The organism is Roseateles sp. Mitsp63, from assembly GCF_059491535.1.
Genome location: NZ_CP168509.1, coordinates 5,138,224 through 5,164,439, shown reverse-complemented (window position 1 = coordinate 5,164,439; position 26,216 = coordinate 5,138,224). Strand labels below are relative to the sequence as shown.

Genomic DNA, 26,216 nt, shown 5'->3' with positions numbered 1-26,216 from the left:
GCCGTCGAAAACCACTTCGCACGCTTTCGCCGATAAAAGAAAAAGCCCCGACATCTCACGATGCGGGGCTTTGATTTGGCTCCTCGACCTGGGCTCGAACCAGGGACCTACGGATTAACAGTCCGGCGCTCTACCGACTGAGCTATCGAGGAATCGTCGGTTTTCAGATCCTGTCGACCTGAATTTTCTTGGGCCAGCGTCTTCGGTCGGACACCGGCTGAAAAAGAACGAAGGTCCGGAGACCTTCGTCATCTGATCTTGGCTCCCCGACCTGGGCTCGAACCAGGGACCTACGGATTAACAGTCCGGCGCTCTACCGACTGAGCTATCGGGGATCAGAGCCTAAGAGTATACACAGAAAAATCAGTCCCTCACAAGACCCACTCCACCGACGCCCGCCATGTGCGATTGGCGAGTGGGTACAGGTACACGTGGTTGTACTGGTATGGCGACTCGCGCCACGCCCGGCGGTTCGTCGCGTTGTCCACGCCCATCCGCCAGATCAGCAGCTGCCGGCCCACGTTCTGCTCGTAGCGCGCGCCCAGGTCGAGCCGCGTCCAGCTCGGGATCGCCAGCGAGTTGTCCGGCAGCACCATGCGCTTGCCCTCGTAGACCACGCCCGCCTGCAGCTCCAGCCCCGGCAGCCACACGTTCTGATGCGCCTGCAGCTTCAGCACCGTCTCCGGGACGTTGGCCGGCTTCAGGCCGTTGAGCGTCGCGTCCTCGCTGCGCTCGCGGCGCGCGCGCAGCTTCATCGCGCTCGCCATCAGGCCGCCGCCCGTCCACTTCAGATCCGCCTGCGCTTCCACGCCGCGATGGTTCTGCTCGCCATCGATGCGGGTCTCGAGCATCGCCGCGCCGTTCACCACCACCGGCACGTCGCGCGTCGCGGGCTTGCTGATGTCGAAGTAGTTGATCGACCAGTCCACCGTCCGGCTGCCCGACTTCAGACCGATCTCCCATTGCTTGCTGCGCAGCGCCGGCAGCACCGCCGTGCGGTTCGCGTAGACCGGCAGGTTGGGCACCACCGCCGACTCGATGCCCTGGCCCCAGCTCGCGTAAGCCAGCAACTGCGGATCGATCGCGTAGCTCACGCCCAGCCACGGCGTCGTGAACGACTGCGCATAGGGATTCGGCGTGCCGATCTCGCCCGGCTGCGGGCCGACCGCGACGCTGTCGCGCCTCAGCCGCGTGTGACGAACGCCGAGCCAGCCTTGCCAGCGCTCGCTGAACTGCATCGCGTCGCGCAGATAGAGCTCGGTGCTGCGCTCGGTGCGGTTGGTGTTGGTGCCGGAGAGCGTCGGATCGGCCGTCGTCGGCAGCGTGCCCCAGATGTTGCCGGTGCCCGCCGGGTTGTAGGCCTGGCCCTGCAGCCGGCTCTTGTAGCGCGAGAACAGCACGCCCGCCGTCAGCTCGTGCGTGATGCCCGCCATTCTGAGCTTGCCCTGCGCCGAGAGGTCGAGCGCATCGCTGTCGCGATGCTCGTTCTCGCTGCGGAAATCGTATTGATCGAAGGTGCCGTCGGGGCAGTAGGTGCTCGGGTAGTAGGTGCCGTCGCCCGCGGTGCAGCCGAACGGATAGGCCAGGCGGTCATCGTTGACCAGCCGCTGGATCGCGGCATGGGCCTGCAGCTTCCAGTCGGCATTGAGCTGATGCTGGACGCGCAGCGAGGCGGTGCGGCCCTCGAAGACGACCGGCAGGCTCCACGACTGGTTGTTGAGGTTGATGCGCGGGTCGATGGCCTTCGCATCGGGCAGCTTGTCGCCGAGCAGGCTGAAGCCGGGCTGGCTGGGCTGGCTCTGGCGGCTGAGTTCGACCTCGGCCTCGATCAGCGTGTCGCGGGTGACGCGCCAGTCGCCGGCGACGGCCATCATCCAGCGGTTGCCGTCGGCGTCGCGCAACTCGGGGCGGAGCTTGGCCGCCTGCAGGTTGACGCGCAGGCCGAAGGCCTTGTCGTTGCCGTGGCCGTCGCTGAAGCGGTGGCTCCAGTCCATCGCCGATTCGACCGTGCCGCGCTCGCTCACGCCGAGCATCACGCTGGTGAGCTCGACCGTCGGCCGCTTCACGACGAGGTTGACCAGGCCACCCGGCGCGCTGGTGCCGGACTGGATGCCGGACGTGCCCTTGAGGACCTCGAGGCTGCTCTTGTTGGCGAGCGGGAGGGCGGTCTCGGCGTTGATCGGCAGGCCGTCGCGGCGGAAGTTGAAGCGGTTGTCCAGGTCGTAGCCGCGGATCTTCAGATAGGAGACGTAGCCGGTGGAGTTGTAGGCGTCGCCCACGCTGGCGTCGAGCAGCGTCAGGCCGGCGAGGCTGCTCAGGCCGCGGTCGGCGAGCATCTCGGCGCTGACGACGCTGGCCTGCATCGGGAGCTTGGCGACGGGCGTGTCGCCGAAACCGCCGACGGTGACGGGCGCGTCGGCGGTGCCCTTGACGACGACGCTGGGCAGCGCGGGGGCGGCCGTTGAGGCGGAGGGGGCCGAGGGCGCCGACTGCGCGGCGGCGGTGAGGGACAGACCGCCGGTGGCCAGGGCGATCGACGCGATCGCGAGGCGGTGCAGCGGGAAGGGAGTCGGAGCGGACGAAGTTGCCATCGGAATGCCGGAGCCTGGGATGCGATGGCAGGTGGGCAAACCGGACACGCCGATGAGAAGGCGGCGTGCGAGGACACCAGAGGTGTCGAAGGCATGCTTCCCTGCGCGAGGATTAACTCGGCCCGCGGAGATCTGGCTCCGCGGGCTGACGGCCGGACTGGCCGTCATCAGGTTCAAAGGGACTTTCTCAGCCGGCCCGCCGACGCATCGATCGGACCAGCACCCCTAGCGAAACTCGCCGGACGGGCCGGCGAGCGGGTTGGATTCTAGTCGTGGTCGCGAAGCAGGGGATATCGCCAAGCCGGGCGAGTGGCCTCATCGCCTCAAAGCGGGAGTAGAGTGCCGCATTCGCTGCGGGCGTCCGGAACGAAGCCCGGGAGGCAAGACGCAGCGATCGCTGACCGACATTGAAAGCTGAGGAGCTCAGACCATGCCCAAGGGTGAACAACGCAACGACAAGGCCAAGATGAAGCCGAAGAAGGACACCGGAACTTCGAAGGAGTCATCCTCCGTCTCCGACCGGCCCGTCGCTCCCATGACGGCCGTGATGCCCAAGGGCAAGCTGAAGAACAAGCCGGGCTGAGCCCTCGTCCTTCCCCGCCCGGCCCCCGCGGCCGAATCCAACCGCCCCGCCGATTGCGCCGCAATCGCGGGGCGGCGTCATTTGCGCGTCCGCTTTCGCCGCACCGCAGCAAGACGTGACCCCCATCTCCCACCGATGGGGGAAGGTGATTGACTCGCTCCTCCCGCCCGGGCCCACTGCGCCCTCTGGCCGCGATCCGGCGTTCGGAGAAACCTGCGGCACGAACAGGAAATGCGGCCAGTGTGTTCTGTTGACGGATGAATTCATCTGCATACACTGGACCGATCCCCACCGCTTCACGCCCTTCGACATGAACGCGAGCAGTCCCCCGACCACGATGGAGCCCTTGTCGGCCCGCATCCCCAGCGACCTCTACCTGTGGCTCGCCCAGCTGCGCGTCGAGGGCGCCGCGACCAACAGCGACAAGCTGCGCGTGCTGCTCGGCCAGCTCAAGCGCCAGCACGACGGCGCCTTCGACTACGTCGCCGCCCACGCCTGGACCCGCGACCTGACCGCCCGGCTGCGTGACTCGCTGGTGCGCATCGAGAGCGAGACCGGCCAACACTCCGAGGTCGTCAGCCTGCTGCTGGATCACTTCGTCTCCGCGCTCGCACTAGCCATCAGCCAGGCGCCCGCCGATGCCGGCGAGGCGCGCCAGTTCGAAGAGGCGCTCGTGCGCCGCGCCGCCGCGCTCTGCGAAACGCTGCTGCGCCAGGGCACGCCCGCCTCCGCCGCCGCGTACGACCCGCAGGTCGTGCGCAGACACCTGGGCACCACGCTTGATCTCGCCCAGCCCTTGCATCCCGCCACGTCCTCGAAAGGATCCTGAGATGACCGACACCCTGAAGACCCGCGTCGGCCGCGTGATCGCCGGCAGCGTGCACGCGCTCCTCGACCGGATCGAGGACCAGGCCCCCGAGGCCATGATGGAGCAGTCGATCCGCGAGGCCGACGCCGTCATCGACGAGGTGCGCCATGAACTCGGCACGGTCTCGGCGAACCGCCATCTGTCGCAGCGCCAGCACGCCAACCTCAACCAGCTGCACGCGACGCTCGCGTCCCAGATCGACGAGGCGATGACCGCCGGCCGCGAGGACCTCGCCCGCGCCGCCGTCGCGCGGCAACTCGACATCGAGGCGCAGCTGCCGGTGCTTGAGACCACGCTCGCCGAGCAGGCGCGGCAGGAAAGCGAGCTGACCGGCTTCGTCGCCGCGCTGCTGGCCAAGAAACGCGAGATGCAGGACGCGCTGGCCGAGTTCCGCAAGAGCCGGGCCGCGGCCGCCGCCGCCGTGACCGGCCCCGCGGGCGCCGGCGCCGCCGCGCACCGCATCGGCAAGGTCACCGACGCCTTCGACCGCGTCTACGAACGCCAGACCGGCCTGTCCGGCACCGCCCGCCAGAACGGCCTGCAGCAGGCCGCGCAGCTGAAGGAGCTGGACGACCTCGTCCGCGACAACAAGATCGCCGAGCGCATGGCGCAACTGAAGGCCGCGAAGTCATGAGCCTCTTCACCGCGCCGCAGAACCTGCCGTTCGGCATCGGCTTCGCGCTGATCGTCGGTATCGCGCTCGTCGAGGGCGCGGGCATGCTGATCTCGTTCAGCCCCAGCAACCTGATCGACCACCACCTGCCCGAGATCAGCGGCGACACCGGCCTGGACCGCCTGCTGGGCTGGCTGCACCTCGGGAAGGTGCCGGCGCTGGTCCTGCTGCTGCTGTTCCTGAGCGGCTACACGGTCTTCGGCTACAGCCTGCAGGTGGTCATGAACGGGCTGTTCGGCGGCTACCTGCCGGCCGCCGCGGCGGGCGTCGCGGCCGTGCCGGCCGGCATGGCGACCGTGCGGGGGCTGGGCGCGCTGATCGCGCACATCATTCCGCAGGACGAGACCAGCGCCGTCAGCGAGCAGAGCCTGGTCGGCCGGGTCGGCATCGTCGTGACCGGCGCCGCGCGGCGCGGCCTGGCGGCCCAGGCACGGGTCAAGGACGCGCATGGGCGCTCGCATTACCTGATGGTCGAGCCCGATGTCGACGACGAGATCTTCGAGGAAGGCGTGCAGGTGCTGATCGTCAGCAAGGCGGGCGCGTTCTACCGCTGCATCGCCAATCCGCATCCGGCGCTGATGTGAACCGCCACCGCCACGCATGTCATTGAGGGAGTACTGAGTTCATGAACAATCTGATCGAGCTGCTGATCATCGCGGGCATCGCCTTCGTCGCGCTGCTGAGCATCGGCCTCATCTTCGCGAGGCTGTACAAGCGCTCGACGAAGGAGACCGCCTTCGTCCGCACCGGCCTGGGCGGACAGAAGGTCATCATGGACGGCGGCGCGATCGTGCTGCCGGTCTTCCACGAGCGCGTGCTGGTCAACATGAACACGCTCAAGCTCGAGGTCCAGCGCCGCGAGCGCGAGAGCCTGATCACCCGCGACCGCATGCGGGTCGACGTGACCGCCGCCTTCTTCGTGCGCGTCAAGCAGACCGAGGAGTCGGTGAGCATCGCCGCGCAGACGCTGGGCGCGCGCACGATGAGCCCCAATGAGCTGAAGGCGCTGGTGGAGGACAAGTTCGTCGACTCGCTGCGCGCGACCGCGGCGACGATGTCCATCCAGGAACTGCAGGACAAGCGCCGCGACTTCGTGCAGGCGGTGCAGAACGCCGTCGCCGAGGACCTGGAGAAGAATGGCCTGGAACTGGAGTCGGTGTCGCTGACCAGCCTGGACCAGACCGACAAGCAGTTCTTCAACCCCAACAACGCCTTCGACGCCGAAGGCCTGACCCGGCTGACCGAGCAGACCGAGGCGCGCCGCAAGCAGCGCAACGACGTGGAGCAGGACACCGAGGTGCAGGTCCGCACCAAGAACCTGGACGCGTCGCGCCAGAAGCTGACGATCGAGAAGGACCAGGAGTTCGCGACGCTCGCGCAGCAGCGCGAGATCGAGATCACCCGCGCCGAGCAGATCGCGCTGATCGCCTCGCAGCAGGCCGAGCGCGGCCGCCAGGCGGAGGCCGCGAAGATCGAGGCCGAGCGTCAGGTGAGCCAGAAGCGCATCGAGGCCGATCGCGAGATCAAGTCGGCGGAGATCGAGAAGAACCTCGCCTTGCAGACCCGCGAGATCGAGATGGAGCGCAAGACCGAGATGCAGCGTGCCGAGCAGCGCAAGCAGGTCGAGATCGCGCGCCAGGACACGCAGATCGCGATCGCGACCAAGTCGCGCGAGCAGTCCGACGCGGACGCCGCGGCCAACCTGGCCCGCGCCGAGATGGTGAAGGCCGAGGAATTGGTGAACACCGCGCGCCAGGTCGCGGTGGCCGAGCGCGAGAAGAACATCCAGCTGATCGAGGCGTCGAAGGAAGCCGAGCAGTTGGCGATCGCGGTGCGGGTGTCCGCGTCGGCGGAGAAGGAGGCCGCGCTCGACCGCGCCGAGGCGCTGACCATCGAGGCCCAGGCCAAGCAGGCGGCGGCGCTGGCCGAAGCCCAGGGCCGCCGCGCGATCAACGAGGCGCTGAACACGCTGTCCGCGGCGCAGATCGACCTGCAGGTGCGCACGCTGTTGCTGCAGCAGCTGCCGACCATCCTGGAGCAGGCGGTGCGTCCGATGGAGAAGATCGACTCGATCCGGATCTTCCAGGTCAACGGCATGCCGGGGGCGAGCAACGACGGCACGGGCGGCGCGGTGAACGGGCATGGCGGTCACGGTGGCAACGGCACGGCCGGTGGCGCGACCTTCCCGGAGCAGGTGATGAACTCGGCGCTGCAGTACCAGATCGCCAAGCCCATCGTCGATGCGGTGATGAAGGACGCCGGCCTGTCCAACGAAGGCATCACCGGCGTGGCGCACTCGCTGGCCGGCATGCTGGCGCAGGGCAATGGCGCGCCCGCGCCGCAAGTCCCGCACGCGGCGCAGAAGGCCATCGACGGCCCGCACGCCTGATCATCCAGCGGCGGATGAACGAAGCCCGCTGGTGAAAGACGGGGCGCAAACAATCCGTCGAACGATGACGTGACTCGTCGGGCCGACCAGCAAAAAAGCCCGCCGGCATGAGCCAGGCGGGCTTTTTCGTGGAGCGGGACGGTTCAGTCGAAGACTGGCGTCTCGACGCCCAGCACCTTGTGCAGCTTCGGGCTGGTGGTCGTGTACTGCAGGTGGACGCGCTTCTCGGGATTGATGATCGGCATCGCGCCGAACGCGGCCAGCGCCGCCTCGTGGAAGCCCGACAGGATCAGCTTCTTCTTGCCCGGATAGGTGTTGATGTCACCCACCGCGAAGATGCCAGGCACGCTGGTCTGGAACTTCTCGGTGTCGACCTGGATCTGCTTCTTCTCCAGCGCCAGGCCCCATTCGGCGATCGGGCCCAGCTTGGGCGACAGGCCGAAGAACACCAGCACCTGATCCGCCGGCACCACGCGCGTCACGCCGTCGCCGCCAGTGATCTTCAGGCCCTTGAGCGCATCCTCGCCCTCGTCCACGTCGGCCACCTGGCCGACGATGAACTGCATCTCGTAGGCGTCGCACAGCTCCTTCATCTTGGCCACCGAGGCCGGCGCGGCGCGGAAGCCGTCGCGGCGGTGCACCAGGATCACGCTCTCGGCCTTGTGCGGGTTGCCGTCGGCATTGCCGGCGCAGAAGTTCAGCGCCCAGTCCAGCGCCGAGTCGCCGCCGCCGATGATCACCAGGTTCTTGCCGGCGAACTGCGCCGGATTGCGGACGCGGTAGTGGACCTGCGAGCCCTCGTACTTGTCGATGCCCTCGACCTTCAGCGTGCGCGGCTGGAACGAGCCCACGCCGCCCGCGATGAAGATGGTCTTGGTCAGGAACTGCGTGCCCTTGCTCGTGGCGACGAAGAAGCGGCCGTCCTCCTGCTTCTCCACGGTCGTGACCTCCTGGCCCAGATGGAAGGTCGCGCCGAAGGGCTCGATCTGCTTCATCAGGTTGTCGGTCAGTTCCTTGCCGGTCACCACCGGCAGCGCCGGGATGTCGTAGATCGGCTTGTCGGGGTACAGCTCGATGCACTGGCCGCCGGGATAAGCCAGCGAATCGATGATGTGGGCCTTGATCTCGAGCAGGCCCAGCTCGAACACCTGGAACAGGCCCACCGGGCCGGCGCCGACGATGACGGCATCGGTTTCGATCACGCCCGCGTGCGGGGCGGAGGTCGCTTCAGTCACTTGCGTTTCCATTCTTGTGAGGAGAGCGGCGGCCGGCAGGCTCCGGCGCCGCGAGATGAGGGGATCGGTCAGCGGACCAGCTGATCGACCTTGCCCGTCTTGTCCTTCCACTCGTCGGCATCGGGCAGCGGCGTCTTGCGCTTGGTGATGCTGGGCCACTTCTTGGCCAGATCCGCGTTCAGCTTGATCATGATCTGCTGGTCGCCGGGGACGTCCTCCTCCGGCATGATCGCGTTCACCGGGCACTCGGGGATGCAGACCGCGCAGTCGATGCATTCATCGGGGTCGATGGCCAGGAAGTTCGGGCCCTCCCGGAAGCAGTCGACGGGGCAGACATCGACGCAGTCGGTGTATTTGCAGCGAATGCAGGCTTCGGTGACGACGTGGGTCATAGCGGCTCTTCTAGTGGCGGGGCCGGCTCGGGGCCCTGGAAAAATCAGCGCCGGCTTGACGGTGGGCCCGGTCGGCGCTGACGGAAAACGGGAGATTTTAATCGTTCGGGGTTTGTGCCAGCCGGGACGGCCCCTTCACCCCAAGGTCTTGCCTCGGCGCGGCGGTCGCGTATTCGCCCAGCGGCGCGGCGCCGGCCCCGACCACCACCACCGTCGGGCGGCCCTGGTGCAGCATCGACGCCGCCCCCAGCGAGGCCACGTCATGCTCGCTGGCCAGCGCGTCCGCGCAGCCCGCCCGCGACACGACGCTCACCGGCGTGGCGGCCTCCCAGCCCGCGGCGATCAGGCGGCGGGACAGGGCCGCCAGCTGTTGGCCGGCCATGTAGAAGACCTCGGTGTCGGCGGCCTGGCCGGCCTGTCCCGGGTTCAGCTCGCCCTCGCGCGTCATCGCGGTCGTGAGCGCGACGCTGCGGCCCGCGCCGCGGCGCGTCAGCGGACGGCCGGTCTGGGCGGCCGCGGCGATCGCGGCGGTCACGCCGGGCACGATCTCGTAGGCGATGCCGGCCTCGGCCAGCGCCAGCAGCTCTTCCTCCAGGCGTCCGAAGACGCTGGCATCGCCGCCCTTGAGCCGCACCACGACCGCGTTGGCCCGGGCCTCGCGCACCAGCGCCGCGTTGATCGCGGTCTGCTTGGTCGAGTGGCAGAAGCCGCGCTTGCCGACGTCCAGCCATTTCGCATCCGGCGCCATCTCGCGCAGCGCCGGGTCGGTCAGGGCGTCGAACAGCACGACGTCCGCCCGCGCGAGCGCCCGCGCGCCGCGCAGCGTGATCAGGTCGGCGGCGCCGGGGCCGGCGCTGACGAAGAGGACGCGTCCCATGGCGGTCTCCTGCTTGGCCTTGTGGGCGTGGGTCGGTTGAACGATCCGCCGGCGGTCAGCGGACCAGCAGCGCGCCGCTGGTGCGGTTGCTGGTGGGATCCACGACGATCAGCGCGCCGCCGACGCGGTTCTGCGCATAGGGCTGCAGCGGCAGCTCGGCCTGCAGCTCGACGGTGACGTGGCCGATCTCGTTGACGGAGAGCTCATGCGCCTCGGTCTCGGCCAGGGTCTGGATGTCGACGCGATGATCGATGGCCGTGATGCGGGCCTGGACCCAGCGGTTGCCATGGCGGACCCAGTACTTGCGGCCGATCACGGCCGGCTCGGTGTCCAGCCAGGCCAGCGTCGCGTCGAAGGCGCGGCGCGGCGCGGCGGCGCCGGGCGCCACGATCCAGTCGCCGCGCGACACGTCGATCTGGCGGTCCAGCAGCAGGCCGGCCGACTCGCCGGCCACGCTCGCCGCGACCGCCTCGCCGGCGCGGCGCAGCTCGCTCACGAGGGCAGTCTGGCCGCTCGGCAGGATCTGGACCTCGTCGCCGACCTGCACCTGGCCCTGCGCGATCCGGCCCCACAGCACGCGCGGGTTGTTGCCGGTGCCGTCCCCATCCTTGGCGACGTACTGGATCGGCAGCGCCAGCGGCGCCTCGACGGTTTCCTGCACGGTGGGCAGCGACTCCAGCACCTGCAGCAGCGAGGGGCCGTCGTACCAGTCCGCCTCGAGCGGCTGGGTGACGTTGTCGCCGCGCAGCGCGGAGACCGGCACCACCGCGGTGACCTGGATGCCGGCGGCCGACGCGAACTTCTCCAGCGCGGCCGAGACCTTGCGGAACGCGTCGCCCGGATGGGCGGCCGCATCGATCTTGTTGATCGCGAAGACGATGCCGGGCACGCGCAGCAGGTGGGCCAGCAGGCTGTGGCGGCGCGTCTGCGGGAGCAGCGGGACGTCGTCCACCGACAGGTCCAGCTTGGTCACGTCGACCAGCACCACGGCGGCATCGCTGCCGGCGGCGGCGGTGACCATGTTGCGGGTGTACTGCTCATGGCCGGGGGCGTCGGCGATGATGAACTTGCGCTGCTTGGTCGCGAAGTAGCGGTAGGCGACATCGATAGTGATGCCCTGCTCGCGCTCGGCCTCCAGGCCGTCGGTGAGCAGGCTCAGGTCGATGGGCTGGCCGGCGGCGCGCTTGGCCAGCGTGTCGAGCTGATCCGCCAGGATCGCGCGGCTGTCGAAGAGCAGGCGCCCGATCAGCGTGCTCTTGCCGTCGTCGACGCTGCCGGCGGTCAGGAAGCGCAGCGCGCGGTGCGTCGTGTCGACGTCGGACTGATGGATCTTGTGAACGGCGGTCATCAGAAGTAGCCCTCTTTCTTGCGGCGCTCCATGGAGGCGTCGGACGTGCGGTCGTCCATGCGGGTGGCGCCGCGCTCGGAGACGGTGACGGTCAGCGTCTCGGCGACGATGTCGGCGGCGCTGGCGGCGGGACTCTCCACCGGGCAGGTGCAGGTCATGTCGCCGACGGTGCGGAAGCGCACCTGCGCGGTCTCGACGGTCTCGCCCGCCTCGGGGGGCGTGACCTCGGTCAGCGGCACCAGCAGGCCCTTGCGGCGGATCACCTGGCGGTCATGCGCGAAGTACAGCGACGGCAGCGGGATGTTCTCGCGCGCGATGTAGAGCCACACGTCCAGCTCGGTCCAGTTGCTGATCGGGAAGGCGCGGAAGTGCTCGCCCGGACGGATTCGGGTGTTGAAGAGGTTCCACAGTTCGGGCCGCTGCTCCTTGGGCTGCCATTGGCCGAAGCTGTCGCGGTGGCTGAAGATGCGCTCCTTGGCGCGCGCCTTCTCCTCGTCGCGGCGGGCGCCGCCGATGAGCACGTCGAAGCGGTGCTCCTCGATGGTCTCCAGCAGCGTCACCGTCTGATGGCCGTTGCGCGATTCCAGCGGATGCGCCAGGCGGATCGTGCCCTTCCTGATCGAGTCCTCGAGGTGGCCGACGACCAGGCGCTCCTCCATCTCGGCGACGCGGCGGTCGCGGAACTCGATGACCTCGGGGAAGTTGTGGCCGGTGTCCACATGCACCAGCGGGAAGGGCAGCTTGCCCTTGAACTCGTTGCCGGCGACGCGCTGCTTGAAGGCCTTCTCGGCCAGGCGCAGCACCACGCAGGAATCCTTGCCGCCGGAGAACAGCAGGGCGGGGCGCTCGAAGGCGGCGGCGACCTCGCGCAGGATGAAGATCGCTTCCTCTTCGAGGTGGTCCAGATGACGGTGGTCCGCCAGCGGCAGCAGTTGTTCCAGGTTCACGGGGGCGTTCATGCCGAGGCTCCGGAGGTCTCAGGGGAATCGGTGGATTCGGGGGTGTGGGTGGCGTGCAGGCCGCATTCCTTGGAGGAGTCCTCCCACCACCAGCGGCCGGCGCGGAAGTCCTCGCCGACGGCGATCGCGCGGGTGCAGGGCGCGCAGCCGATGCTGGGCATGAACTGGTCATGCAGCGGGTTGTAGGGGACGCCGTGGACCTGGACGTAGTGCCAGACGTCGGCCCAGGTCCACTCGGCGAGCGGGTTGATCTTGGTGCGGCCCTGGCCGTCGTCCTCGCGGAATGGGACGTCAGCGCGGTTGGCGCTCTGCTCGCGGCGCAGGCCGGTGATCCAGGCGCCGCGGCCGGCGAGCATGCGCGCCAGCGGCTCGAGCTTGCGCAGGCTGCAGCAGGCCTTGCGCAGCTCGACGCTGCGATACATCGGCTCCTCGCCATGGGCGCGGACGAAGTGGACGACCTGCTCGCTCACCGGCGCGAAGACCTCGACCTCCAGGCCGTAGCGCGCCTGGATGCGCGGGATCAGCGCCAGCGTCTCGGGGTGCAGCTTGCCGGTGTCGAGCGTGGCCAGCGCGATGGGCAGGCCGTGACGCGCGATCAGGTCGGTGATGACCATGTCCTCCACGCCCAGCGAGGTCGACTGCAGCGCGCCGGGGCCGAATTCGGCGGCGGCCTGCTTCAGCACCTCGACCGTGCGCGCGAGGCGCTCGCCGAAGCCGGGCGTCTCGCGGGCATACAGGCCGATGGCCGAGCCGGTGGCCGGCGCGCCCGGCAGGGCGGAGGCGCCGATCGGCGCGAAGTCCAGCGAGGACTCCTCGCCGCCCGTTGCGCCGCCCGCTGCGCCGCCTGCTGCGCCATTCGCTGCGCCGGTCATGTCAGGCCCCTTGCCGCGCGAACAGCGGGCGCGTCTCGTTGACGTCCGCCTGGTAATGGCCGGGGAAGAACTTCAGCGCGCGCTCGGCCGCCTCGAGGTTCTGGTCGCCGCGCAGCTGCACGGCGTCGACGCCGCAGCGCTGCAGCAGCGGAAGCATGTCCACGAGCACCTCGCCGATCGCGCGGACCTCGCCGGCGAAGCGCAGGCGCGAGCGCAGCACGTGCGCCTGGCTGTAGGCGCGGCCGTCCACCCACTTGGGGAACTGCAGCGCGATGAGCGACAGGCGCGGCAGATCGGCCTTGAGCTCGGTCACGTCGACGTCGTTGGGCAGGATCACGCCGGTGGCCAGGCCCTCGGGCCAGGTGTCGCGCACGGCATGCCACTGCTCCAGCGTCAGCAGCTTGTGGTCGGCGGCGGCGGGATGCGGCTGGGGACCATCCTCGCCCGCGCAGGTGTGCCAGGGGTCTTGGGCCTTGGAAACGAACTTCATGGTGCGGCGGCTCAGTCGGTGGTCTGCTTGGCGGTGGTGCGGCGGATGCCGTTGGCCGCCTGCTTGAAGGCGTCCAGGCCGATGCGGCGCACGGTCTGGAGGAAGCGCTCGCCGGCGGCGCGCTCGCGGCGGTAGGTCGCGATCACGGCCTCGACGGCATCGGCCGCCTCGTCGGCGGCGAAGGACGGGCCGATCACCTTGCCCGGCACCGCGGCGCCCGACAGCGTCGAGCCGTCCGAGCCGCCCAGCGTGATCTGGTACCACTCGCTGCCGTCCTTGTCGACGCCCAGCACGCCGATGTGGCCGCTGTGGTGGTGGCCGCAGCTGTTGATGCAGCCGCTGATGTGCAGGTCGATGTCGCCGATGTCCCAGAGCTCGTCCAGGTCCTGGAAGCGCTCGGTGATCTCGGCCGCGACCGGGATCGAACGGGCATTGGCCAGCGCGCAGAAGTCGCCGCCGGGGCAGACGATCATGTCGGTCAGCAGGCCGATGTTGGGGGTGGCGAAGCCCTGCGCCTTGGCGGCTTCGTGGAGCGCGGGCAGGTCGCTTTCGCGCACCCAGGGCAGCAGCAGGTTCTGGTCATGCGAGACGCGCAGCTCGCCATGGCTGAAGCGGTCGGACAGGTCGGCGGCGGCGTCCATCTGCGCGTCGGTGATGTCGCCGGGCGGCAGGCCCAGGCGCTTGAGCGACAGCGTCACCGAGCGGTAGCCGCTGACGCGGTGCGCGTGGACGTTGCGCTCCAGCCAGCGGCGGTAGGCCGGGGCGGCGCCGTCGAAGATGTCGATGCCCGCGGCCGGGGTCACGCCTTGCGGCTCGACGAAGCTCGCGGCGACGCGGGCCAGTTCGGCCTCGGGAATGATCTGCTCGTGGCTGCCGGCGTCGTCGGCGAGGATGGCCTGGTACTCGGCGTTGACGGCGTCGAAGTAGGCCTGGCCCTCGGCCTTCACCAGGATCTTGATGCGCGCCTTGTACATGTTGTCGCGGCGGCCGAAGCGGTTGTACGTGCGCACGATCGCCTCGAGGTACAGCAGGATGTGCTGCCACGGAACGAAGGCGTTGATCTCCTGGCCGATGATCGGCGTGCGGCCCATGCCGCCACCGACGAAGACCTGGAAGCCGATCTCGCCGGCCTCGTTCCTGCGCAGCTGCAGGCCGATGTCATGCCAGCCGATGGCGGCGCGGTCTTCCTTCGCGCCGGAGATGGCGATCTTGAACTTGCGCGGCAGGAAGGCGAATTCGGGGTGCAGCGTCGACCACTGGCGCAGCACCTCGGCGTAGGGGCGGGGGTCGATGAGCTCATCGGCCGCGACGCCGGCGGTGACGTCGCTGGTGATGTTGCGGATGCAGTTGCCGCTGGTCTGGATGCCGTGCATGTCGACATCGGCCAGCAGGTCCATCACGTCGGCCGACTGCGGCAGCGGGATCCAGTTGAACTGCAGGTTCTGGCGCGTGGTGAAGTGGCCGTAGCCGCGGTCGTGCTCGCGGGCGATGCGGCCGAGCTGGCGCAGCTGCTTCGAGGACAGCACGCCGTAGGGGATGGCGATGCGCAGCATCGGCGCGTGGCGCTGGATGTACCAGCCGTTCTGCAGGCGCAGCGCGCGGAAGTCGTCGTCGGGGAGCTGACCGGCCAGATGGCGCTCGAGCTGGTCGCGGAACTGGGCCGCGCGGGCGTGGACGAACTGGCGGTCGAAATCGGTATAGGCGTACATGGCGTCAGCTGGGCCCCGGCGGGGTTTCAAGAAGGGCCCGCCGCGTCATCTGACACCGCGGCTGGCGCCCTGGGCTGGCCGGGAGTCTGGACTCTATGAACGCTTTATATATATGAGAACTACAAATTCGTAGATTGCTTATGGCGAGATAAGCATATGAATGATTCTGCAAAGGCGTGGCGCTGCTGCTGTTCGAAGACCCCTCTCCCCTACCTCTCCCCGCACGCGGGGCGAGGGAGTTGGTGGTGTTCGCACGGGGAAGCGTCAACTCCCTCTCCCGCAGGGGCGGGAGAGGGCAGGGGAGAGGGTGGGTTTCACGGCCGCAGGCCGCGTTTTCAGGCGGTCGCCAAGCGGCGCAGCGCCGTGAGTTGATCCGCGATGCGAGGCGGCAAGGGCTCGATGCCGTCGAGGATCGCGCGGACGAGCGCGGCGTTTTCGGCCGGCTCACAGGCGGTGGACAAGGGCCAGTCCAGATCCTCGTTGCTTTGCGGATTGAGATCGATCGCTTGTCCGTCCGCGAAGCCTTGGAGATGCGCCTTGCGCCGCAGATGGAGATAAGCCTCGCCCTCGCTGGCGCGCATCAGCAGCGCGCGGCCGTCGCCGGCGCTCAGGACCGGCAGTGCCGCTCCCATGCTGTCGACGTATTCCGGATGCGTCACCGCGACGACACGCACGCTGCGCCCCGGAAGGGGATCCAGCAGCTTGGCGACGCTGTGGCTGCTGTTGCGCAGGCCCAGCCGCGGCCGCAGCGCCATCATCGCGTCGAGCCCCGCATGGATCGCCGCCGTCGGCAGGATGGCGAGCCGATCCGCCGCGAGGCGCTGTCCCGCTTCCGCGACGTCCCGTGACACCGGCAGTCCCAGCGCGTCGAACAGTTCGAACGGACTGACGCGGCTGTCGAAGTCATGCCGGCCATGGATCAGCACCGGGATGCCTTCACGGGCCAGCAGCATCGCCACCAGCGGCATCAGGTTGGCCTGCTTGCGGGCGCCATTGAAGGTGGGCAGCACGACGGTGCGCGGCCCCTCGGGGGCCTGGACGCGCGCCGCGCCCGCCTGCATCGCTTCGACGAAGCCCAGCAGTTCGTCCAGGCTCTCCCCCTTGATCCGCATCGCGATCAGGATCGCGCCGCGCTCCAGATCCGGCACCGCGCCGTCGAGCAGCTGTCCGAAGAGTTCGCGCGCCTGCTCGCGCGTCAGGTCGCGGGCGCCGCGCGCGCCGCGGCCGATTTCCTTGAGAAGGGGGGCGTAGTCCATGAGGCGCGCATCTTAAGAGCGCGCGCCGGGCCGCGTCCGCTTTCAGACGGCGAGCGCGGCGGTCTGCGCCGGCACGCCTTGCGGCGCGGCCGGCAGTCCCAGTTCGCCGAACAGGTCCTTCGGGTCGGCCATGTCCGGCACCAGCGCCAGCTCTCGGCCCAGGCCCAGCGCCTGGGCGCGGTCACCCAGCCAGCGCAGCGTCGCGAAATCCTCCAGCGCGAAGCCGACCGAATCGAACACCGTGACCTCGTCCGCCGAGCGCCGGCCGGCGGCCTCGCCGCGCAGTACGCGCCACAGCTCGGTGACCGCGAAGTCCGCCGGCATCTGCTGCAGGTCGCCTTCGATGCGCGATTGCGGCTCGTACTCGACGAAGACGCTGGCCTGTTCCAGCACGCCGCGATGCAGCTCGGTCTTGCCGGGGCAGTCGCCGCCGACGCCGTTGATGTGCATGCCGGGCTCGACCATCCCGGGCGTGAGGATGGTCGCGTTGCGCTTGTCGGCGGTGACCGTGGTGACGATGTCGGCGCCGCGGACCGCCTCGGCGGTGTCGCGGCAGCGGACCAGTGTCAGGCCCTCGATGCGCGACAGGTGGCGGACCAGCTTGTCGGTGGCGGCCGGGTCGACGTCGAACAGGCGGATCTCGTCGATGCCCAGCAGGTGATGGAAGGCCAGGGCCTGGAACTCGCTCTGCGCGCCGTTGCCGATCAGTGCCATCTTGCGCGAGCCCGGACGGGCCAGCTGCTGCGCGGCCAGCGCCGAGGTGGCCGCGGTGCGCAGCGCGGTGCTGAGCGTCAGCTCCGAGAGCAGGGTCGGCGTGCCGGTGGCGACGTCGGCGAGCACGCCGAAAGCCATGACGGTGGGCAGGCCCACGCGGTGGTTTTTGGGGTGACCGTTGACGTACTTGAAGCTGTACAGCGACGCATCGGAGATCGGCATCAGCTCGATCACGCCGTCGTCGGAGTGGTTGGCGACGCGGGCGCTCTTGTCGAACTGGCTCCACCGGACGTAGTCGTCGGCGATGTAGCGGGCGAGGGTCTTCAGGCTCTCGGCCAGGCCGTCTTGGCGGACGACGCGGGCGACGTCGGGCGTGAGGAGCAGGCGGGTCGTCATCGGCAGTCTCATGGCTGTTGGAATGGCTCCATTCTTCGAATCCAGGCCGTCAGCAGGAAGCCAGAGAACTGATCAATAATTAAAGCCCATTGAGCATTTCGTCAGCATCCGCTGCCGTTATGCCGTGAAATCAGGGTTAACCCAGGGCGCTCTGCGCGCGAATCAGGCGGGGCCGCCGCGCGCCGCGCCACGATGGTGCGCCCCGCCGCGGCCTGCAGGGCCGGGAGAGGTTGGACGACATGGACACGCTCGACCATCAATTGATCGCGCTGCTGCGCCAGAACGCGCGCGAGAGCATCGCCACGCTGGCGCACAAGCTGAAGGTGTCGCGAGGGACGGTGACCAACCGGCTGACGCGGCTGGAGGACAGCGGCCAGATCGTCGGCTACACGGTGAAGCTGCGGGCCGACGTGGCGCAGCCGCACATCACCGCCTGGATGAGCATCGCCGTCGAGGGCAACCGCACGCGCGAGGTGGTGGGCATCCTGCTCGGCGAGCCGGGCGTGGCGGGCCTGTTCGACACGAACGGCCGCTGGGACCTGCTGGCCGAGCTGCGCGCGGACAACCTCAACGAACTGGCCGAGATCCTGGAGCGCGTGCGCCTGATCAAGGGCATCGGCGCGACCGAGACCAGCATCCACCTGCAGACCTACAAGCTGGGCTGAGCCGCCGCGCGGTGGCCGGCGGCCTCAGCGGCGGGCGGACGAGAGCGAAGGCGGGGCGGCGGGCGCGTCGTCGTCCGGTTCGGGGCGGTCCGGCTCAAGCTCGAAGCGGCCGTCGCGCAGTTCGAGCCGGGTGCGCTGCACCACGGGCCGCGGGGACGGGCAGGGGCCTTCGTTGAAGCGCAGCACGATCTCCACGCGCGGGCCGCGCCCCGGGCTGAGCACGCTGACGCCGGAGGTCTGCGGCGCCGCGCCCGCGCCACAGGCGAGCGGCCCCGGCTTGCCGTCGAAGCCGAGCTCGGCCGCGAGCTGCAGTTCGCCGTCGCGTTCCAGGATCAGGCGCTCGGCGCGGCTCTCGCGGCCGCGGTCGATGTCGTAACGGCGGCTGCGCAGCAGCCAACGCTCGTCGGCGATCTGCAGCAGCTGGAGGTCCTCGTCGCCGGAGCCCGGCGCGCCCGGCATCAGCAGCAGGCCCTTGGCGCGCAGCTTCCACCGGCCCTGCTCGTCGGCGGCCAGCACGGCGGCGCCGAGCGCGGGCACGCAGCCGGCGCAGCGGAACTGCTCGCGCGGGCCCGGTGTCAACTGGTAGACGAGCATCAGCTTCTCGACGTCCTGTTCGACATAGCGGCCGCGGAAAACCTCGCGGACATCGGCGCGCAGCGTCGGCGAGCGCCCGCCGAAGAAGGCCGCGACGCGCGCATCGCGCCAGGTGTTGCCGCCGTAGACCAGCTTCATCGCCGCGTCCGGCTTGGGCGGCGATTCGATCGCGATGGGCACCTGCGCGCGAACGGCGGCCGCCGCGCCCAGGAGCGCGGCGGCAAGGAAGCGGCGGATCGGGTCGGCGGCGTGAGGCACGGAGCGTTCGATGCGATGAAGGCAGCGCGCATCATCGCCGAGCCGGCGCGAAGCCGGGCGCTCAGTAGCGGGGCTTCTTGCGAGGCAGGGTCATCACGAAGTCGGGCGGCAGCATCTCAATGCCAGAACGTGGGCCGTAATGGAGCGACAGCGAGTTCGGCTGGTTCAAGAACGAAGGCAGCGGGCTCACGTGAATTTCGCGCCAGGAGTTCCCTCGTCTTCCATCCCAACCACCTTCCGCCACCATGCTCCGCAGCGAAGCGGCTAGCGGCCAGGACCCGTCGCTGCCTTGTTCGGCGGTGAACGCCATGAAGTACCCCGGGGTACCCGAGGCGGGCAAAGCGTGAACGTGAGGAGGGACGGTGAGGAAATGGAGGAGGCCCACGGTGAACGCGGTGTACGGCGTGACATCGACTCGATCGATGAGGGCTCCCCTTCCGTCGCGATCGACGGCCAGGAAGTACGGCAGCCGGGATCTGTTCGAGACGCCCCGTACCAGGAACTCAGGGTTGTCCTGAGCCGTCCAGACGGGGAGTCGGGTGGACAAGACGAACAGGCTGGCGTCCCCGGACCGGTCCTCGAGCAGGGGGTGCGTGTCCGCCGAGGCCACGATCTCGCGGCTCTGACACCAGTGGCCCGCCTGCTCCGGCTCGTATCCGGTGATGCGTGATCCGGTCTTGAGGAGGGCCGTGCCGCACACCACCGGTTTGATGGACCGACCTGGCGCGGGCGTGCGTTCGCCGTTGCTCCGCTCGCAATCCGTGCCGTTGGCCGACATGCACATCGGGTCGTTGTTCGGCGTCTTCGACAGCAGGGCGGGATACCCCAGCATCTCGTAGTTCTGCCACTTCGCGAAGAGATTGGCGTAGGCGACGTTGCACCAGTGGTCGGTCTGGTCATAGCCCGTGACGCCGCTGTGCTTGTCCGCGTATGCCGCGCCGCAGGCCAGCGGCTTGACGAGCGTTTCGTCCGCGGCAGGAGTCCCGCGCTTGCAATGCTGGCCGTCCTCGCTGTAGCAGCTGAGGTTGCCGTCGGCCTCGATGCGATAGGACTGACCCTCGAAGGCTTTCCAGGCCGACGCGCGAACCGGCGTCTCGGTCGCCGCTGGCGGCTCGTCGACTGGATCGGATTTGGCGTGGGCCTGGAAGCCGGCCAGCATCAGCGCGGCCGCCATCGCGGCGGGAAGGGGGAAGAACTGCATCGAAGGGCTCCTGTGAGCGATGAAGAAGCCCGCTGGGTGCCGCGTGCCAAGCGAGTGAGCATGACAACCTCGCTCCGGCACGGCCATGGCCCTCGCGGGTACAGTCCCCGCCCATGAGCCGCCCCTCGACCCACGCCCCGGTGATCCGCAGCCTGCTGGAGACCGATCTCTACAAGTTCACGATGTGGCAGGCCATGCTGCATCGCCATCCGCAGGCGCAGGCCGAGTACCGCTTCGCCTGCCGCAACACGCCGCAGTACCCGCTCGCCGAGCTGGTGTCCGACCTGGAGCGCGAGATCGACCACCTGTGCTCGCTGACCTTCCAGCCCGACGAGCTCGAGTACCTGCGCGGCCTGCGCTTCATGAAGCCCGACTTCATCGACCTGCTGCGCATCTTCCGCTTCCAGCGCGACTTCATCTCGGTGCGCGCGGACGGCGAGAGGCTCGACATCGTCGTGCGCGGCCCGCAGGTGCATGTGATGGGCTTCGAGATCTTCGTGCTGGCGATGGTCAACGAGCTGTACTTCCGCCGCTTCGACCAGGGCCCCGCGATCGAGGAGGGCCGGCGCCGCCTGGCGCGGAAGGTCGAGGCCCTGCGCGCCTTCGCGCGCGACGAGGCGCCGCGCCGCCATCCGTTCCAGTTCTTCGACTTCGGCCTGCGGCGGCGCTTCTCCGGCGCCTGGCATGCCGAGGTGCTGCGCACGCTGCGGGACGAACTGCCCGAGACCTTCCGCGGCACGTCCAACGTGCTGCTGGCCAAGGAACTCGGCCTGGTGCCGATCGGCACGATGGCGCACGAGTACCTGCAGGCCTACCAGGCCACCGGCGTGCGGCTGCGCGACCACCAGAAGGCGGCGCTCGAGGACTGGGTGCAGGAGTACCGCGGCGACCTGGGCATCGCGCTGACCGACGTGATCTCGATGGACGCCTTCCTGGCCGACTTCGACCTGTACTTCGCCAAGCTCTTCGACGGCCTGCGCCACGACTCGGGCGATCCGGTCGAGTGGGGCGAGAAGGCGCTGGCGCACTACGACCGGCTGCGCATCGACGCCAGCACCAAGCGCCTGGTGTTCTCGGACGCGCTCGACATGTCCAAGGCGCTGGCGCTGTACCGCCACTTCGCGGACCGCGTCCAGCTGGGCTTCGGCATCGGCACCAAGCTCAGCAACGACATGGGCCTGCCGACGCTGAACATCGTCATCAAGCTCACGCACGTGAACGGCCAGCCGGTGGCCAAGCTGTCCGACAGCCCCGGCAAGACCATGTGCGAGGACCAGACCTTCCTGGCCTACCTGCGCCAGGTGTTCAAGGTGGCGCCGCCGGGCTGAACCGCGCCCGATCCGGCGCCCGATCCGGCGCCCGGGCCGGCGCTCAGTGCGGCGCTCAGTCCCGGTGCGCGGTGATGCGGTGGATCACCGGCCCGGCCAGCAGCGGCGTGGGCTTGCCCTCGACCCAGTCCTGGTGCCCCGCGCCGTAGAAGGGCGACATCGGATGCCCGCTCTGCCCGCCGGGCATCGACAGCCAGCCCTGTTCCTCGCGGCCGGGTGAGACGACCAGCCGCTCCGACTGCCCGAAGGCGGGTCCCGCCACGTGCGGCATGTTGCTGTCGCCGCCTTGCGGCACCGAGGGCATGTCCAGCCAGCGCGACAGCAGCGGGATCGCCTTGGCCAGCGGATGCTGGATCTGGCTGGCGTTCTGCGCGCCCCAGGTGGCCGCGCCGAGGTTGCCATCCGGCGCGATCTCCCGCGCCGCGTCATCCAGCTGCGCCAGCAGCAGCGCGTCCCAGCTGGCGTAGGCCGCCGGCAGCAGATGCATCGGACGCTCGTCGACGGCGCGCGCGACGCTGTACTCGAACTGGCCGCGCCAGCGGATGCGGCGCTTTGGATCGAGCTGCTTCTCTCCCAGCGAGGGCAGCGTCCAGGCGGTCCACAGCGTGTCCAGCACGCGCAGGCGCGCCTGGCGCACCAGCCGGTAGGCGGCCGAATCCGCCTCGGCGCGGCCGTTCCAGTTCTCGAGCAGCTGCACGAAGGCCTTGTGCGTCGGATGCGTGCCGGCGTCGGCACGTGCCGCGGCGAGCAGGCGCGCCGCCCAGGTCTTCATGAAGCGCGCCTCGTCGTCCGCGTGGATCGCGCCGATGGAGGCCTCATCGTGCTTCTCGCGCTCCGACAGGCGGTCGCGGATCTGCTGGGCGCGGGCGCCGAGGTCGAAGCCGCCATCGCCCAGCAGCTCGCCGGCCGCGCCTTCGAGCTGGCGGTTGTTGGCGGTCCAGAGCTGGCCGCGCGCCGGCGACAGCACCTGCGGCGCGCGGTCCGGATCGAGCCAGTCCTTGCGCATCGCCGACGGCGGGACGAAGCGGCCATAGACCTGCGGCAGGCCCGGCTGCGCCCACAGCCGGCCGGCGACGGTCCAGCCGATCTGGCCGTCGCGATCGGCGGCCAGGAAGTTCTGATGCGGCATGCCGGCGCGCTGCGCGACGGCCAGCGCCTCGCTGACATGCTTCACGCCCAGCATCCGGTCCGCGTCCAGGTTGAAGGCCGCGCCCTCGTGCGCGATCCAGTGCAGCGCGAAGCGGCGCGGGCCGTCCTCGGCCACGATGGGCGCGCCGTCGAGCTCGCGCACCTCCATCGTCACCGCGGGACGGCCCTGCACCTCGATGGTCTCGGTGCGGGTCACCAGCCTGGCGTCGCGCGGCACTTCGACCCAGTCGTACCACTGGCCGTAGGCGTTGGTGAAGCCCCAGGCCACGTGGCCGTTGGTGCCGGCCACCAGCGCCGGCAGGCCGGGCAGCGTCACGCCGGCCGCGCGCAGGCCGGTGGGGCCGGCGCCGATCTGGAACTGCGCGCGATACCAGATGCTGGGCACGCCCAGGCCCAGGTGCATGTCGTCGGCCAGGATCGCGCCGCCGTGCGTGGTGCGCGAGCCCGCCACCGCCCAGTTGTTGCTGCCCAGCACCGGCCGCTCGCCGCCGCCGCCCGGGCCGGGGCCCGCGCTGTCCTCGCCGGCGGCATCGTCGTCGTCGGTCGGCCGCAGCAGCGCCGCCGAGGCCGCGCCCGAGCGGCCGAGCGGCCCGCTGGCGGGCGCAGAAGGGGCAGAAGGGGCGGACGGAGCGGAAGGCGCCTCGGCCTTGCGCCCCACGTCGAGCTGCTCCGGCGCCGGGATCGGCGGCGGGGGCATCTGGCTGCCGTCGAGCGCCGCGTCCCAGCGGCCGCCGCGCGGATGCAGCCATTCGAAGACGGCATCGCCGGCGCGCTCGCGCAGCACCGCGCGCTCGAAGCCGACCTCGTAGCTGCCGGACTGCAGCATGAAGTACATCTCCGCGATCACGAGCAGTGAATCGACCGGTGTCCAGTCCTGCGGCCTGGCGCGCAGCAGCAGGTATTGCCACGGGCGCATCGGCAGCGCGTGCAGGCCGGCGTTGACGCCCTCGGTGTAGGCGAGCAGCAGCAGCCGGTCCTCGCTGGAGAGCTGCTCGAAGCGGTCGGTCAGCCGCGCGCGCAGCCGGTGCACACGGCGCCCGCGGTCGCGCTCGAGCGCCTTCTCGCCGAACAGCGCCGACAGCTCGCCGGCCGCCGAGCGGCGCGTCAGGTCCATCTCGAAGAAGCGTTCCTGCGCATGCGCGAAGCCCAGTCCGCGCGCCACGTCCAGCCGCGTGCGGCCCTCGACCACCAGCGTGCCGCGCTCGTCGCGGCCCAGGCTGAGCGGCGCGCTCAGGCCGGGGATCGCGGCGTCGCCGTCGAGCTGCGGCAGGCTTGCGCGCACCGAGGCCCAGATGCCGATCGCCGCGGCGATCAGCAGCAGCGGCAGGCCGATGAGGCCGCGGACCGTCCAGCGCCGCAGCGCGCTCTCTCGACTCATGAGTTCTCCTGATTGGGGCGGGATTGTGCGTGCGCAGTGCAACAGGACTGCTACAGCGTTTCCCTAGAATCCCGCGCCATGTCTTCAGACGATCGCGACCTTATCAAGCCCGCGCCGGCGCTGCCGCCGATGGCCTCCCGCCGCCGCTGGCTGAGCGCCGCCGGGGCGCTCGGCCTGACCGCCCTGAGCGGCTGCACCACCTTCGGGCCGGCGGCGCAGCCGCCGGTCGTGACAACACCCGACCCCGACCTGCCGGCGCCGGTCACGCCCAAGCCGGTGCCCAAGCCGCCGCGCCTGGGTCTGGCGCTGGGAGGCGGCGCGGCGCGCGGCTTCGCGCACATCGGCGTGATCCAGGTGCTGGAGGAGAACGGCATCAAGGTCGACCTGGTGTGCGGCACCTCGGCGGGCAGCCTGGTCGGTGCGCTGTACGCGGCGGGGCGTTCGGGCAAGGAGCTGCAGGCGGTGGCCGAGCAGATGGACGAAGGCGCGATCACCGACTGGACCTTCCCGATGCGCGGCCTGATCCGCGGCGAGGCGCTGGCGCGCTACGTGCGGCAGATGACGGGCGGACGCGGGCTGGAGCAGCTGCCGCTGACGCTGGGCATCGTCGCGACGGACCTGGGCGATGGCTCGCCGATCCTGTTCCGGCAGGGCGACGTGGGCACCGCGGTGCGCGCGTCGAGCGCGGTGCCGGCGGTGTTCCAGCCGGTCAAGATCGGCAACCGCGAGTACGTCGACGGCGGGCTGGTGGCGCCGGTGCCGGTGCGCTTCGCGCGGCAGATGGGGGCGGAACTGGTCATCGCCGTCGACATCGGCGAGCCGCCCGATCCCAAGATCCCGGGCGACGCGATGCGCATGCTGATGCAGACCTTCTCGATCATGGGCAAGTCGATCAACCAGTACGAGCTGCAGGGCGCCGACGTGGTGCTGCGGCCGAAGCTGGACGGCTTCAGCGGCGCCGACTTCACGACGCGCCGCCGCGCCATCGCGCTGGGGCGCGAGGTCGCGACGGCGATGCTGCCGGAGATCAGAAGGAAGATCGCGGCGAAGACGCGGTGATGCTGGAATTCCCGCGCACGCCGGCACCGTCGCTGTGCGGCCGATCCGCCGCGCCGTCGTCAACCTTCATGGCCTGACGACGGAAGGATGCTCCCGGACAGCGAAAAACAGTCCTCGTTCGAGTTGATCGCGAGCCCGCATCACGAATCTGTTCATCTTTTCAGACGGGTCAGCCTCATATGCGGTCGAGGTGACTTGCGGCGTGAACCGTTGCGTCGGGAAGCGGGCCATTTTCAGCTCGGCATCAGGCGTCGTCGAGGCCGCCGCTGTCTTGCCCAAGTTCGGCCAGCCGTAGGTGCAATCGACGACGAGGTCCCGAAAATTTCCCCTGAATCTCACCGTCAAGGTGCGGTGGGATTGGGCATGGTCCAGACACTGGCTCAAGTCGGCGTCCCGTGCCATCGACCGGCCCACCAAAGCGAGCTCCAGCCCCCTGTTCGACGGCGCCGAGACCTGGGTCACGATGGCGATTCGATCGCCTTTGTCCCAGCGGGGCATATCCACAGTGCGCATCATCACGGGCCGGCCGTAGTACGCCTGCATGTCTGGTTCGTCCAGTCGGAGTAGTTCGCCAGGATCTTCCGAAAGCGCGATCAAGGACTGACACCAATGATTCTTGCGGTCCCGCTCGTAGCCGGTGAAGCCCATCGTCGCGACCAGCGTGCGGCCGCAGACGAGCGGCTTGATCTCCTCGCCAGCGGGCAGCGGCAGCTTGACCTCGCCCGCGGGCTTGCAAGTCACGCCGTCGGTGGACAGGCACATGACGTCGCCTCCGAGCGTTCTAGACAGGTAGTGTGGGTACCCGAACTCGGAGAGATCCACCCACTTCGCGAATAGGTTGGCGTATGCCGAGTTGCACCAGTGGCCGGTCTTCTTGTATCCCGTGCGCTTGTGCGAGGCGCCCCCCCATCGAGCCTCATTGCAAAGCAGCGGCTGCTCCTTCTGCGCCTGCGGAGCGTTGATGCTGCGTTGCGACTTGGCGCTGTTCTCGCTGTAGGCGCTGAGATGCCCGTCCGCTTCGAGTCGATAGTGATGACCGTTCCATTGCTTCCATTCGGTCGGAAGCGATTGGGCCGAAGTGGCGGGGTCGGCGAAAGCGTAAGAGGCTGCTGTGGAGAGTGTGATGGCGAGCATCGCGACCCGGACGGTACGCCGCGGATCGGAAAGGGGAAGGTGTCTGCGCATGCGCGGACCTCCAAGGCAATGAAGAGGTCCGATCAGTAGTCATGCGC

23 protein-coding genes and 2 tRNA genes are annotated in these 26,216 nt (G+C 69.5%); 8 read left to right on the top strand and 17 right to left on the bottom strand.

Features of this window, described 5'->3' with window-relative positions; translation table 11 throughout:
* Window positions 1–76 precede the first annotated feature (76 nt).
* From ACEN96_RS22410 to ACEN96_RS22400, 3 genes are all read right to left on the bottom strand, one after another.
* Window positions 77–152, bottom strand: a tRNA-Asn gene (locus ACEN96_RS22410).
* Window positions 153–259: 107 nt separating this feature from the next.
* Window positions 260–335: transfer RNA gene (locus ACEN96_RS22405), tRNA-Asn, on the bottom strand.
* Window positions 336–371: 36 nt separating this feature from the next.
* Window positions 372–2,591, bottom strand: coding sequence for a TonB-dependent siderophore receptor (locus ACEN96_RS22400; RefSeq protein WP_495585238.1), 2,220 nt, complete (start codon window positions 2,589–2,591; stop codon window positions 372–374).
* A gap of 430 nt (window positions 2,592–3,021) precedes the next feature.
* Here ACEN96_RS22400 and ACEN96_RS22395 point away from each other — a divergent pair, with 430 nt between their 5' ends.
* The 5 genes from ACEN96_RS22395 (at window position 3,022) to ACEN96_RS22375 (ending at window position 7,104) form a co-directional block, all read left to right on the top strand.
* Window positions 3,022–3,174 (top strand): hypothetical protein, encoded by a 153-nt coding sequence (locus tag ACEN96_RS22395; protein ID WP_495585237.1) that lies wholly within the window; start codon window positions 3,022–3,024, stop codon window positions 3,172–3,174.
* A gap of 250 nt (window positions 3,175–3,424) precedes the next feature.
* Window positions 3,425–4,003 (top strand): hypothetical protein, encoded by a 579-nt coding sequence (locus tag ACEN96_RS22390; protein WP_495585236.1) that lies wholly within the window; start codon window positions 3,425–3,427, stop codon window positions 4,001–4,003.
* A gap of 1 nt (window position 4,004) precedes the next feature.
* On the top strand, window positions 4,005–4,676 hold the full coding sequence (locus tag ACEN96_RS22385) for a PspA/IM30 family protein (RefSeq protein WP_495585235.1): 672 nt from the start codon (window positions 4,005–4,007) through the stop codon (window positions 4,674–4,676).
* Window positions 4,673–5,299: a YqiJ family protein gene (locus ACEN96_RS22380; protein ID WP_495585234.1), complete on the top strand. Its 627-nt coding sequence runs from the start codon at window positions 4,673–4,675 to the stop codon at window positions 5,297–5,299. Before ACEN96_RS22385 ends, ACEN96_RS22380 begins: the two co-directional genes overlap by 4 nt.
* 41 nt (window positions 5,300–5,340) lie before the next feature.
* Window positions 5,341–7,104 carry a flotillin family protein gene (locus tag ACEN96_RS22375; RefSeq protein ID WP_495585233.1) on the top strand — a complete coding sequence of 588 codons (1,764 nt, stop codon included), beginning with the start codon at window positions 5,341–5,343 and terminating at the stop codon, window positions 7,102–7,104.
* A gap of 143 nt (window positions 7,105–7,247) precedes the next feature.
* Here the strand turns inward: ACEN96_RS22375 and ACEN96_RS22370 are convergent, their stop codons facing one another.
* From ACEN96_RS22370 to ocd, 10 genes are all read right to left on the bottom strand, one after another.
* Window positions 7,248–8,351 (bottom strand): NAD(P)/FAD-dependent oxidoreductase, encoded by a 1,104-nt coding sequence (locus ACEN96_RS22370; RefSeq protein ID WP_495585232.1) that lies wholly within the window; start codon window positions 8,349–8,351, stop codon window positions 7,248–7,250.
* 56 nt (window positions 8,352–8,407) lie between these two features.
* Window positions 8,408–8,731: a ferredoxin FdxA gene (gene fdxA / locus ACEN96_RS22365; RefSeq protein WP_091722144.1), complete on the bottom strand. Its 324-nt coding sequence runs from the start codon at window positions 8,729–8,731 to the stop codon at window positions 8,408–8,410.
* 97 nt (window positions 8,732–8,828) lie between these two features.
* The gene (cobA, locus tag ACEN96_RS22360) at window positions 8,829–9,608 is read right to left on the bottom strand and encodes a uroporphyrinogen-III C-methyltransferase (RefSeq protein ID WP_495585231.1); all 780 of its coding nucleotides are present in this window, start codon (window positions 9,606–9,608) and stop codon (window positions 8,829–8,831) included.
* Between the two features lie 55 nt (window positions 9,609–9,663).
* On the bottom strand, window positions 9,664–10,956 hold the full coding sequence (locus ACEN96_RS22355; RefSeq protein ID WP_495585230.1) for a sulfate adenylyltransferase subunit 1: 1,293 nt from the start codon (window positions 10,954–10,956) through the stop codon (window positions 9,664–9,666).
* On the bottom strand, window positions 10,956–11,915 hold the full coding sequence (gene cysD / locus ACEN96_RS22350; RefSeq protein WP_495585229.1) for a sulfate adenylyltransferase subunit CysD: 960 nt from the start codon (window positions 11,913–11,915) through the stop codon (window positions 10,956–10,958). Before cysD ends, ACEN96_RS22355 begins: the two co-directional genes overlap by 1 nt.
* The gene (locus ACEN96_RS22345) at window positions 11,912–12,703 is read right to left on the bottom strand and encodes a phosphoadenylyl-sulfate reductase (protein ID WP_495588661.1); all 792 of its coding nucleotides are present in this window, start codon (window positions 12,701–12,703) and stop codon (window positions 11,912–11,914) included. Before ACEN96_RS22345 ends, cysD begins: the two co-directional genes overlap by 4 nt.
* A gap of 85 nt (window positions 12,704–12,788) precedes the next feature.
* Window positions 12,789–13,277 carry a DUF934 domain-containing protein gene (locus ACEN96_RS22340; RefSeq protein ID WP_495585228.1) on the bottom strand — a complete coding sequence of 163 codons (489 nt, stop codon included), beginning with the start codon at window positions 13,275–13,277 and terminating at the stop codon, window positions 12,789–12,791.
* A gap of 11 nt (window positions 13,278–13,288) precedes the next feature.
* Window positions 13,289–14,986, bottom strand: a complete 1,698-nt coding sequence (locus ACEN96_RS22335) for a nitrite/sulfite reductase (RefSeq protein ID WP_495585227.1) — start codon at window positions 14,984–14,986, stop codon at window positions 13,289–13,291.
* Window positions 14,987–15,321: 335 nt separating this feature from the next.
* Window positions 15,322–16,242, bottom strand: a complete 921-nt coding sequence (gene ybiB / locus ACEN96_RS22330; protein ID WP_495585226.1) for a DNA-binding protein YbiB — start codon at window positions 16,240–16,242, stop codon at window positions 15,322–15,324.
* Window positions 16,243–16,284: 42 nt separating this feature from the next.
* A complete protein-coding gene (gene ocd / locus ACEN96_RS22325) occupies window positions 16,285–17,352 on the bottom strand; it encodes an ornithine cyclodeaminase (RefSeq protein ID WP_495585225.1) in 1,068 nt (355 codons plus the stop codon).
* Window positions 17,353–17,591: 239 nt separating this feature from the next.
* On the opposite strand from ocd, the gene ACEN96_RS22320 reads away from it, so the two are divergent.
* Window positions 17,592–18,017, top strand: a complete 426-nt coding sequence (locus ACEN96_RS22320; protein ID WP_495585224.1) for an Lrp/AsnC family transcriptional regulator — start codon at window positions 17,592–17,594, stop codon at window positions 18,015–18,017.
* Window positions 18,018–18,041: 24 nt separating this feature from the next.
* Here ACEN96_RS22320 and ACEN96_RS22315 read toward each other — a convergent pair whose 3' ends face one another.
* Both ACEN96_RS22315 and ACEN96_RS22310 read right to left on the bottom strand, forming a co-directional pair.
* Entirely contained in the window at window positions 18,042–18,869 is an 828-nt protein-coding gene (locus ACEN96_RS22315; protein WP_495585223.1) for a hypothetical protein, read from the bottom strand.
* 61 nt (window positions 18,870–18,930) lie between these two features.
* Entirely contained in the window at window positions 18,931–20,070 is a 1,140-nt protein-coding gene (locus ACEN96_RS22310) for a hypothetical protein (RefSeq protein WP_495585222.1), read from the bottom strand.
* Between the two features lie 113 nt (window positions 20,071–20,183).
* Between ACEN96_RS22310 and pncB the strand changes: the two genes are divergently transcribed.
* Window positions 20,184–21,398: a nicotinate phosphoribosyltransferase gene (pncB, locus tag ACEN96_RS22305; RefSeq protein WP_495585221.1), complete on the top strand. Its 1,215-nt coding sequence runs from the start codon at window positions 20,184–20,186 to the stop codon at window positions 21,396–21,398.
* 55 nt (window positions 21,399–21,453) lie between these two features.
* Here the strand turns inward: pncB and ACEN96_RS22300 are convergent, their stop codons facing one another.
* A complete protein-coding gene (locus tag ACEN96_RS22300; protein ID WP_495585220.1) occupies window positions 21,454–23,925 on the bottom strand; it encodes a penicillin acylase family protein in 2,472 nt (823 codons plus the stop codon).
* Window positions 23,926–24,003: 78 nt separating this feature from the next.
* Here ACEN96_RS22300 and ACEN96_RS22295 point away from each other — a divergent pair, with 78 nt between their 5' ends.
* Window positions 24,004–24,984 carry a patatin-like phospholipase family protein gene (locus ACEN96_RS22295; protein WP_495585219.1) on the top strand — a complete coding sequence of 327 codons (981 nt, stop codon included), beginning with the start codon at window positions 24,004–24,006 and terminating at the stop codon, window positions 24,982–24,984.
* A gap of 66 nt (window positions 24,985–25,050) precedes the next feature.
* Here the strand turns inward: ACEN96_RS22295 and ACEN96_RS22290 are convergent, their stop codons facing one another.
* The gene (locus ACEN96_RS22290) at window positions 25,051–26,169 is read right to left on the bottom strand and encodes a hypothetical protein (protein ID WP_495585218.1); all 1,119 of its coding nucleotides are present in this window, start codon (window positions 26,167–26,169) and stop codon (window positions 25,051–25,053) included.
* Window positions 26,170–26,216 lie beyond the last annotated feature (47 nt).